Here is an 11,264-nt window from a genome sequence, read left to right on the forward strand (position 1 = left end):
AGCAGTCGATTCAGGATGTAGACGCCTCTATTGAGGTTGTCACCCGGGAGGAGATCGAATCATTTTCCAGCCGCAGCCTTGCCGAGATTTTGAAACAGAGTACGGGACTGGAGGTCACCGACGGTGGCTCCAGCTCATCTGTTTCTATTCGTGGTTTCAACGGTACACACACGCTTATTCTGGTTGATGGCATGCGCCGGACTGAGAAATACGCAGGCAGTAACGTAAACAATATCTCGCTACAAAACGTGGAGCGTATCGAAATAGTACGGGGACCGATGTCAGCACTCTATGGTTCCGATGCCCTCGGGGGTGTCATCAACATCATTACTCAGAAGCCGGACAAAGATCTGTCCCGAATCCGCCTGACCCTTGGCGGAGCAGAATCTCCCGCCGGACGAGAAACCGTCATTGTGCATGCCAGCCGTGATTTTGTAACCGATAGCAGTAACCATAGCATCGGGATTGAATATAAGCAGCGCAACCCTTATGAAAACGATAACGGCACCCTGAATGAGGAACAACGCACCTTTCTCAACTATCGTGGCCGGTATGATCTGCGGGATGATATTCAGCTATTGATAGGTGCAGAATATCTTGATCAGAACGATGAAAACCCTGACACCAGCAGCGGAAAATTTGAATCAGAGAAGCGCTATCAACTCAATGGCCGTTATACACAGCAGTTCGACACGGATCAGTTTGATCTGGATCTCTCTCAGGGTTACAGCGATGCACTGGTCAACCGTGGCTCAGGAGAGGAGAGCACCGACTTCAGGCAAACTCAGCTAGAGGGGCGCTATGCAGGCCTTCTCAATGACATCCACCTCTATAATCTCGGTGCAGGCTACCGCCAGGATGATGTCGATATCAGCATCAATACCCAAACCGTTGATCGCGATAACTACTACCTGTTTCTGCAGGATCAGTGGAGCCTGACAAACAGTGTTAACCTGACCCTTGGTATACGTCACGACAACTACAATGACTTCGGTAGCACAACCAACCCCCGCTTATCACTCTCCTGGAGCGAGGGGCCATGGAAAATAAGAGGAAGCTACGGCACGGCCTTCAGCGCGCCCTCGCTGGTGCAGATGTACTCCACCTTTACCCGCAACGGTTATGGTACCAGCATCATCAATGGCAACCCGGATCTGCAACCGGAAGAGTCGGTCAGTTATGAGCTTAGCCTTGGATATCAACTGGAACAGGGTGCTCTGGAACTCACTCTCTACCGCTCCGATGTAGACCAGCTAATTGCCGCAGAGCTGAATAGCACTTCAGGTACCTGCCCCAGCTTTACCTGCACCAAAACCTATCTGTATAGCAACATCGATAAAGCGACACTGGAGGGTGCTGAAGCAACACTTTCCTATGCATTAACCGGGCAGCAGAAGCTTAGCGCTTCCCTTGAATACCTTGATGCCAGGGATGCAACCACCGATGAGCGGCTGACTGAGCGTGCCCGCTGGCAAAGCAGGCTATCCCTTGATTCAGAGTGGAGCTCCGCATGGTCAAGTAGTGTCAGATTTCGCTATACGGGCTACTACTACGCTACCCCCACCCGTCTAATGTCACCCTATGATTCACACTTTACCACCGTGGATACCCATCTGAGCTACCAGCTCAATAACTCTGTGCAACTGACAGCAGGTATCGATAATCTGTTTAACCGGGAACTACCGGAAAATATGGAGCTGCGTGGCACACCGCAAGACCCGGGTTCGCGCTATTACTCGGCGGGCATCAACCTGAGCTTTTAACAGCCAGAGTGCTGCCATAAAAAACGCGCCTATACGGCGCGTTTTCACTTTCTGTGGCTCCCGAAAGAACGCTTTCAGGCTGGCAACGAAATAACTATCCGATTAACCGACCCATACCCGGGCATTGCGGAACATCCGCATCCAGGCACCATCTTCTTCCCAATGCCCCGGAGCCCAGCTATTGGTGACCGCACGGAACACCCGCTCTGGGTGTGGCATCATGATGGTCACCCGGCCATCAGTGGTGGTCACACCCGTAATACCCTCTGGTGAGCCATTCGGATTAGCTGGATAAGACTCAGTCACCCGGCCATGGTTATCCACATAGCGCAGCGCGACTGCGCCAGAACTCTGCAGGCTAGCCAGATGGGTCTGATCGGCGAACTCCGCCCGTCCCTCACCATGAGCCACAGCGATTGGCATACGCGAACCAGCCATTCCCTGCAGGAAGACAGACTGACTCTCCTGCACCTCAACCATCGCTACACGGGCTTCAAACTGTTCAGACATATTGCGCACAAAATGCGGCCAGAGGTCGGCCCCCGGAATCAGCTCATGCAGGTTAGACAGCATCTGACAGCCATTACAGATACCCAGCGCAAAGGTATCTTCACGATTGAAGAACGCTTCAAACTGATCCCGTGCACGGGTGTTGAACAGAATCGATTTAGCCCAGCCTTCACCGGCACCCAGCACATCACCGTAAGAGAAGCCGCCACAGGCCACCAGGCCTTTAAAGCGCTCCAGCTCAACCCGCCCTTCCAGAATATCGCTCATATGAACATCGACGGCAGCAAAACCAGCCCGGTCAAAGGCCGCGCCCATCTCTATCTGGCCATTAACACCCTGCTCACGAATGATCGCCATCTCAGGGCGCACACCGGTCTGAATAAAGGGTGCCGCAACATTGTCGTTCTGATCAAAGGTCAGTTCAGCATGCAGGCCTGGATTATGCTTATCTAACAGGGTATCAAACTCCTGCTGCGCACAGTCAGAGTTATCCCTCAGCGCCTGCATGCGGTAGGACGTTTCTGCCCAGGCCCGCTGCAAGGTTGTGCGGGACTCGGAATAGATCTCCTCATCATCAAAATGAACCCGTAGCTCATCATCCAGATTAACCGAACCGATCACCTTGGTGATCTCTGCCAGGCCAGCCGCATTCAATTCAGTCAGCACACTTTGCAGATCAGCACGCTTAACCTGAATCACCGCACCCAGTTCTTCAGCAAACAGGGCGGCTGCAAATTCAGAGCTATCGGTTGCCAACATATCCAGATTGATATCGACACCGGTGTGTCCGGCAAACGCCATCTCGGCAATGGTGGTAAACAGTCCGCCATCGGCACGATCATGGTATGCCAGAAGCAAACCCTGTTCGTTAAGTTCCTGGATCGCAGCAAAGAACGCCACCAGCTGTTCAGGGTCATCGACATCGGGCACATCCTGGCCCACCTCGTTATACACCTGCGCCAGAGCAGACAGACCCAGCCGGTTTTTACCGTTACCCAGATCCAGCAGGATCAGGTCCGTCTCTTCAATATCGGTCCGCAATTGCGGCGTCAGTGTCTTGCGCACATCCAGCACCGGCGCAAAACCGGTGATAATCAGCGAAGTCGGCGCAGTGACCGATTTATCTTCACCCTCATCATTCCAGACGGTACGCATCGACATAGAGTCTTTGCCCACCGGAATGGTAATTCCCAGTTGTGGACACAGCTCCATCCCCACCGCTTTAACGGTGTCGTACAACTTCTCATCTTCACCCGGGTGGCCGGCAGCACACATCCAGTTAGCAGAGAGTTTAATATCAATAATATCGCCAATCCGGGCGGAGGCCAGGTTGGTCACCGTTTCACCCACCGCCATCCGGCCAGACGCTGGTGAGTCAACCAGTGCCAGCGGCGTCCGCTCACCCATTGCCATCGCTTCACCGGCGTAGGTATCAAACGCAGCGGTGGTCACTGCACAGTTAGCCACTGGCACCTGCCATGGCCCGACCATCTGATCACGGGCGACCTGACCGGTAATGGAGCGATCGCCGATGGTAATCAGGAACGATTTTGAAGCAACAGCTGGTAACTTCAAAACCCGGTCAGCAGCGTCTTTCAGGTCGATACTGCTGGCATCAAAGGCCGGCACTTCGTAGCTGATGCGATTAACTGAGCGGTGCATTTTGGGCGGCTTACCAAACAGCACACTCATCGGCAGATCAACCGGCTTATTACCAAAATGAGCATCGCTCAGCGTCAGATGTTTCTCTTCAGTTGCAGTGCCCACAACAGCGTATGGGCAACGCTCACGGGCACAGATCGCTTCAAATCTCGGCATATCTTCTGGCATAACGGCAAGCACATAGCGCTCCTGCGCTTCGTTACACCAGATAGCCAACGGGGACATCCCCGGCTCATCATTATTAACATTGCGCAGCTCAAAATCACCGCCACGACCACCATCTTTAACCAGCTCCGGGAAGGCGTTGGACAGACCACCAGCCCCCACATCGTGGATAAAGGCGATCGGGTTAGCATCACCCTGCTGCCAGCACTGATCGATCACTTCCTGACAGCGGCGCTCTAACTCAGGGTTATCCCGCTGAACAGAGGCAAAATCAAGATCCGCAGAGGAAGTGCCAGAAGACATAGAAGAGGCTGCTCCGCCGCCCAGACCGATCTGCATAGCAGGCCCGCCCAGACAGATCAGTTTCGCGCCCACATCGATCTCACCTTTATCAACATGATCGGTACGAATGTTTCCGTAACCACCAGCAATCATGATCGGCTTGTGATAACCACGCACCTCTTCACCGGCCGCACCGTTAACCCGCTGTTCGAAGGTACGGAAATAACCGTTCAGGGCAGGACGACCAAATTCGTTATTGAACGCAGCTCCGCCGATAGGACCTTCAAGCATAATATCCAGCGCCGATACGATACGCTCGGGCTTGCCATAATCCGATTCCCACGGCTGTACAAACCCGGGAATTTTCAGATCAGAAACCGTAAAGCCGGTCAGACCCGCTTTCGGTTTAGAGCCTTTACCGGTCGCACCTTCGTCACGGATCTCACCACCGGAACCAGTCGCAGCACCAGAGTGCGGCGCAATCGCAGTCGGATGGTTATGGGTCTCAACCTTCATCAGGATCTCAATACTTTCCTGATTGTAGCCATACTCTTTAGTTTGAGGATTAGGGAAGAAACGCCCGGCCTCAGAGCCCACCATGACCGCAGCATTATCAGAGTAAGCAGAAAGAATATTCTCGCCACCCAGCTCATTGGTGTTACGGATCATCGCAAACAGCGATTTTTCCTGAGCTTCACCATCGATATCCCAGGATGCGTTGAAGATCTTATGACGACAGTGCTCTGAGTTTGCCTGAGCAAACATCATCAGCTCAACATCGGCAGGGTTCCGCCCCAGTTCAGTGAAACTGGCCACCAGATAATCGATCTCATCATCGGCCAGCGCCAGACCCAGGTCAGTATTCGCTTTAACCAGCGCATCACGACCACCGGCAAGAATATCTACCAGAGTCAGTGGTGCAGGCTGATCAGTACGAAACAGCTGACTTGCCTCATCAACACTACTGAGCGTCGCCTCAACCATACGATCATGCAACTCGGTACGCACCTGCTCCAACTCCACATCACTCAGAGGCTGCTCAGAATGCACAAAATAGGCAGTTCCGCGCTCCAGCCGTTTAATGCTCTGCAGGCCGCAGTTTCTGGCTATATCGGTGGCTTTGGATGACCAGGGCGAGATCGTACCTGGACGGGGTATGACTAAAATCAATTGACCTGATGGCTCTTCCACTTTAGCTTTAGGGCCGTAGCAAAGGATACGCTCCAGCGTGTTTTGCTCCTGATCGGACAGGTTAGTTTCCAGATCAGCGAAATGCATATACTCACCGTAAACGCCGGTGATATGGGCAATTCGGGATTTCAGGGCAGACAGCAGCTTATCGTGACGAAAAGCAGAAAGAGCAGGCGCTCCACGCAGTACCAGCATGTTAGTTTCAAGCCTCTTGAGTGTGCCTAACAGATAGGTTGTATGTAGGAGAAAATTAAGGCCGAATTTTACTGAAATAGCGGATTAGTTACCAGAAAAAGCCCATTTTCTTATGCGAATAAATTTATTTCACGCCAAAGAGCTTCTTTTCCTGCTGATTTCAGTATCACTGTTTGCGGCATTGCTGCTCTATAACCTGGGCCATCACACTCAACTTGATTCAATTCAGAAAAACGGAACACTCAGGGTTGCCACCCGCAATACATCGACAACCTATTATCAGGATAACAACGGCAACCCCACCGGATTTGAATATGAACTACTGAAAGCTTTCGCCGATTATCTGGGAGTAGAGCTGGAGCTGATTATTCCCGACACGTTTGGTGAGGTGTTCACACTGGTTCAGAACCGTAGCGCCCATATTGCCGCCGCCGGCCTGACCATGACTGAGGAGCGCAAAAAAAGTTTCCGCTTCTCTCCCGCCTATGCCTACTCTACTCCCACCCTCATCTATCGTGTTACCCAGGGAAAACCGGAACCCAAAACCATCGCTGATCTTGAAAATAAAAGCATTAAGGTGATTGCCAATAGCAGCCATGCAGAACTGCTGCGCACACTGAAGCAGACCTACGGCTTTCTCAAATGGCAGGAAACAACCACCAGCAGTGTCACGGAACTGCTTGAAGATGTGTATGAACAGGAGATCGACTACACCATCAGTGACGACTTTGTGTTCGATGCGCAGAAATCCTATTTTCCCGGTCTGAAAAAATCCCTGGCACTCAGCAAACCAGAACCGGTAGCCTGGCTGTTAATCAAACAGAACGATCAGAGCCTGCTGCGCGCCACCAACCGTTTTTTTGAAGCGCCCTCTACTCAGGATTTACTGGTCAGGCTTAAAAAGAAGTATCTGACCCGCCAGACCCGCCTCGGTTATGTTGATATAGAGACCTTCAGGTCAGATCTGGAATCGCGCTTCTGTAAACTTGAGCAATACTTCATGATCGCAGAGCAGGAAACCGATATCGACTGGCGTCTGCTGGCATCAATCGCCTATCAGGAATCACACTGGAATCCTAAAGCGGTCTCACCCACCGGTGTAAAAGGCGTGATGATGCTGACCCGGGCGGCGGCCAGAGAAGTGGGTGTTAAAGACAGGACCCACCCGGAAGAGAGCATTCTGGGAGGGGCTTACTATCTCAAGAAAGTGATGGCCAAGATCCCCGACAGAATTCAGGGCAAAGAGCGCATCTGGTTCTCACTGGCATCCTATAATATAGGTTACGGACATCTCGAAGATGCCCGGGTTCTGACCGCACGGGCTGGCAGAGACCCGGACAAGTGGAGTGATGTTAAAGAGTTTCTGCCACTCCTGACCCAGAAAAAGTATTACCAAACCGTGCGCCACGGGTATGCCCGTGGCTATGAACCGGTGCTCTATGTGAAAAATATCCGCAACTACTACGATCTGCTGGACTGGGAGCTGCGTAAGGCCAGGATTGAAGCGGCAAAACCGCCACTGAGTCCAGCCGAAAACGAGGGGGAAATAGTCATGCCGGGAAATCCCCTGAATAATGGTGAGGAAGCGGTTCAGGAGATGATCGATACCATTCCTTCAACACTATAAAGCAACACCCGCCCCGCCCCCTGACTAAACATAGTTTTTGAAACAATCGTATTAGCAGATCTCCACATCCATCAAAAAGCCGATTACAATGCGGGTCTAAACCATTCAACCGAGTAAGCCTGCCCCCATGTTTCTTCGACTTATAACGATAATTGTCGCCGGACTTACTCTCAGCATAGCTTCATACAGTGTTGCCGAACCGGAAGATCCTCTCTCCCTGTACATTAACACCCAGCCCCGGCAAGCAGATCACACTGTTAATAACCCGACAGACAGCAAAGTGCTGCCAGAAACAAAAGACAGCGGCGCCGCCACAACCGCAGACTCCGATACAACCGATGTTCGCGATAAAGTCTCGACCGCGGCAAGCAAAACTCCAGCGACGAACAGCCCAGAAACTCATAACTCAGTATCCAAAAGCTCAGAAAGCAAAAGCGCAGAAAGCAAAAACTCACAAACTGAGATCGCTGATACGCATAGTGCCGACGCCAACCGTTCACAATCCCGCAGCGAAGCCAAGGGCAGCTTGTCCGGTAAAGTCACGAAACCTGCCCCCCAGACTGGGCCCTATGAGGATGTTATCAGCATCTGTCAGCAGATTGGTGCAAAACTCGGCAGCGTCTCAACCGCTGATTGCCTCGCCGCAAAGTTTGATCCGCCGCGATTTTATTCAAACCGTCACCTGCCGTTGCTGGAAAAACATTTTCCAGCCGATCCCGACACGGAAAAAGCGCCCAGAATTCTGTTTTTGGGTGGCATACACGGCGATGAATACTCCAGCGTCAGTATTTCATTTAAATGGCTGAAAATTTTACAGGAAAACCACAGTGGTATTTTTGACTGGCATTATATGCCGCTGACCAATCCCGATGGACTGCTGCAGAAAAAATCGACCCGGGTAAACGCCAACAATGTCGACCTCAATCGCAACTTCATCCCGGCAGAAACTGCCATTGATCCCCTCAAACACTGGCAAACCTACGCCAAAAAACGAGCTCGTTACTACCCTGGCACAACCCCCCTGAGCGAACCTGAAACCCAGGCGATTCATCAACTGATCGACGAGTTGCAACCGGATATCATCGTTTCGGTTCACGCCCCCCATGGCATACTGGATTACGATGGCACCATAACCCCGCCAAGACGTTTAGGGCCTCTGCATCTGAGACAGCTGGGGACCTATCCCGGCTCTCTGGGCAACTATGGCTGGTTTGTCAAACATATTCCGGTCATGACGATCGAACTCAAGCACGCCGGGATTATGCCCAGTCAGCACGACATCGACAGAATGTGGAGCGATCTGATCCAATGGATAAAACAACGTACCGAAGGTGATGGCACTCTGCTGGCCCGCAAGGAGGCCCCCCAAAGCGGGTCGGATAACGGGTTGCAAGTTCGACAGTAACTCTCTGGTTGTCATCTGCAGGCGGAGATAATCCTCAAACGCCTGAGCGTCAACGGGTTGACTAAACAGACAACATACCTCAAGAGTTGATGCGCGAAATAGAGAAAGGTATGACCCCCTTCCTGCAGATACTTGAATCAACGTTTGGCGGGAAGCGCCCTGCTCTGCCACTCGACATCGGCTTCACTGAACAGTTTTCCGCCACAACCAGCAGCGGATTTTTCAGTTGCCCATCGGAATCTCATTTCGTGGTCCAGACTGATACATCAGGATACCCATACACAAGCACCACTTTCTCAGCAGCCTGACTGTTCAACGCTACAATACCGACAAGCAATCCCAACAAGAGTCCAACTAATAATTTACCCCCCCCCTAAAAACGCGTCCCTTACCCTGTAAAAACTGGAACCACCGAGTATAGGAAAACTCTTCAGGCTTGTATTCGAGTCAGGTCTTAGCCATCTACTTTTACAATCCGGTTTGAGTAATCGGGCCAATAATCCGATAAATTTCATAAACATCATCGAATGTCAGGCCCGGGGCAAAGATCGTATCGTACTTAACAGAGCCTGATGATTGATCTGAAACAGTTTTATCAGCATCCATTGAACAGGATAAGAAAATCATATTTCGTTAAATATTCGTAAAACTCCAAACAGAAAAACCATCAACCTGAGGTATTTGATTCCGGGCCTGTAATAATTTTTGCACCTGACGTCAGCCCCTGACCAGCGTTTTTCTCAGCTTTCTTTTCTGAACGGCGACGGCGAAAAAAAGCACTGATAGCGTCACTACAACGCTCGGCCAAGACCCCCCCCTGATATTCAGGCCAGTGGTTTATCCAGGGTTGATCAAACAGAAGAGCATTACTAATAACCGCTCCAGCCTTGGGTTCGGTGGCACCAAACACCACCCGCTCCACCCGGGCATGAATAATGGCACCAGCGCACATAGTACAGGGCTCAATGGTGACGTAGAGTGTTGCTCCCACCAAACGATAATTACCAATGCGAGTTGCGGCATCACGTAACGCCATAATCTCAGCATGAGCGGTAGGATCGTGCCCTGATATAGGCAGATTCCATCCCTCTCCAATTACCTTGCCATCCTGGACCACAACCGCTCCTACAGGCACTTCACCGGCATCCGAAGCCCGCTTAGCCAGTTGCAGTGCATGCTCCATCCAGCGAATATCATTTATCTCATTCATAGATGCAATATACCAAAACCATTACAGCGGGGGCACAGAATCTTCTAGAGAAAAGTCTGTTAAATAAGCCATCTCAGTCAGAAGTCTGATCATCTTACGGTCCAGGGTATTCGTCACTCCCATACTCAAACTGTAGATAATGACGAAGCCTGCTCTGCAGAGTCATCCAGTCTCACCTGTTTCTCAAGCGCACTGAGTATTATCAGTTTCGCTCTGGTATTGGATATGCAACGATATAGTTATGAAAGTGAGCTTGTTACCAGACAAAGCTCAGAAAAAGGAGATATTTATGCTTATAACCTTTTCCTGTCCCGCCTACGCGAACATTACCCTGTTTGGCGAAGTCGCCATCAGGCTACTTAAAATGATGGGCCATAGCGAGACTGTGCCTGGGGCACTGCTTGCTGATGATGTTCCAGCAGCATTAGCCCGCCTGGAAAAAGCGATTGCCGACGGGGAGCAAACGCCCACAGAGAGCGGGTATGACGATGAACCTGACGTCAACCTCGCCCATCGTGCCCTGCCGGTGATAGAGCTGCTCAGGGCGGCAGCCAAAGATCACTGCAACGTGATGTGGGACAGCGGGACTTAATCTAATTCAGCGGATAGCAGTATCATTCGAAAGCATCCATTATGGGCGGCAGCGAGCGGTTTAACAGCATTTCACATCTGATTGGCGCGGCACTGGCGCTGGTGGGCGCAGTTGCGCTGGTTCTGGTAGGTTTACGGAGCGGTGATCAGTACCACATCGTAGCGTTCAGTCTATATGGCACCACGCTTTTTCTGCTTTATTCAATATCAAGCATTTATCACGGTCTGCCCCCGGGACGTGCGAAACGGATATTTCGCGTACTGGATCATCAGGCTATTTATCTGCTGATCGCCGGCAGCTACACCCCATTCATGCTGATTACTCTTAAAGATACTGTGGGGTGGTGGATGTTCGGTGCAGTCTGGAGCCTGGCCATACTGGGAGTGGTACTCGTTGCACGTCCCAAGCGCGGCAGGCGGGTGCTGCCAATGACTCTCTATTTTGTAATGGGCTGGTTAATTCTGCTGGCAATAAAACCATTGCTCGCCGTGCTGCCTGCCGCAGGTTTTCTCTGGCTGTTAACCGGAGGCATTCTCTACTCATCGGGCATTCTGTTTTACGCTCTGGACCATCGTTACCCCTGGATGCATGGGGTATGGCATCTGTTCGTGCTGGGGGGCAGCATCAGCCACTATATTGCAATTCTGGTTTATATCTGAGAC

Annotated in this window: 7 protein-coding genes; 5 read left to right on the plus strand and 2 right to left on the minus strand. The window is 51.6% G+C overall.

The window, feature by feature from the left end; genetic code table 11:
* Positions 1-8: 8 nt before the first annotated feature.
* Positions 9-1,763, plus strand: coding sequence for a TonB-dependent receptor plug domain-containing protein (locus tag BMY09_RS14695; RefSeq protein ID WP_261833005.1), 1,755 nt, complete (start codon positions 9-11; stop codon positions 1,761-1,763).
* A 102-nt stretch (positions 1,764-1,865) separates the two neighbouring features.
* Here BMY09_RS14695 and purL read toward each other — a convergent pair whose 3' ends face one another.
* Positions 1,866-5,768 (minus strand): phosphoribosylformylglycinamidine synthase, encoded by a 3,903-nt coding sequence (gene purL / locus BMY09_RS14700; protein WP_091359840.1) that lies wholly within the window; start codon positions 5,766-5,768, stop codon positions 1,866-1,868.
* Positions 5,769-5,880: 112 nt separating this feature from the next.
* On the opposite strand from purL, the gene mltF reads away from it, so the two are divergent.
* Together mltF and BMY09_RS14710 are read left to right on the plus strand one after the other, a co-directional pair.
* Positions 5,881-7,395, plus strand: coding sequence for a membrane-bound lytic murein transglycosylase MltF (gene mltF, locus BMY09_RS14705; protein WP_091359843.1), 1,515 nt, complete (start codon positions 5,881-5,883; stop codon positions 7,393-7,395).
* A 127-nt stretch (positions 7,396-7,522) separates the two neighbouring features.
* Entirely contained in the window at positions 7,523-8,800 is a 1,278-nt protein-coding gene (locus BMY09_RS14710; RefSeq protein ID WP_091359846.1) for a M14 family zinc carboxypeptidase, read from the plus strand.
* Positions 8,801-9,467: 667 nt separating this feature from the next.
* Here BMY09_RS14710 and tadA read toward each other — a convergent pair.
* Positions 9,468-10,010: a tRNA adenosine(34) deaminase TadA gene (tadA, locus tag BMY09_RS14715; RefSeq protein ID WP_091359848.1), complete on the minus strand. Its 543-nt coding sequence runs from the start codon at positions 10,008-10,010 to the stop codon at positions 9,468-9,470.
* 289 nt (positions 10,011-10,299) lie between these two features.
* Between tadA and BMY09_RS14720 the strand changes: the two genes are divergently transcribed.
* Complete coding sequence (locus BMY09_RS14720; protein ID WP_091360078.1) at positions 10,300-10,602, plus strand: DUF1840 domain-containing protein; 303 nt, start codon at positions 10,300-10,302, stop codon at positions 10,600-10,602.
* 41 nt (positions 10,603-10,643) lie between these two features.
* Complete coding sequence (gene trhA / locus BMY09_RS14725; RefSeq protein WP_091359850.1) at positions 10,644-11,261, plus strand: PAQR family membrane homeostasis protein TrhA; 618 nt, start codon at positions 10,644-10,646, stop codon at positions 11,259-11,261.
* The last annotated feature ends 3 nt before the right edge of the window (positions 11,262-11,264 follow it).

Origin of the sequence: Amphritea atlantica (assembly GCF_900111095.1) — a bacterium.
GTDB classification, from domain to species: Bacteria; Pseudomonadota; Gammaproteobacteria; order Pseudomonadales; family Balneatricaceae; genus Amphritea; species Amphritea atlantica.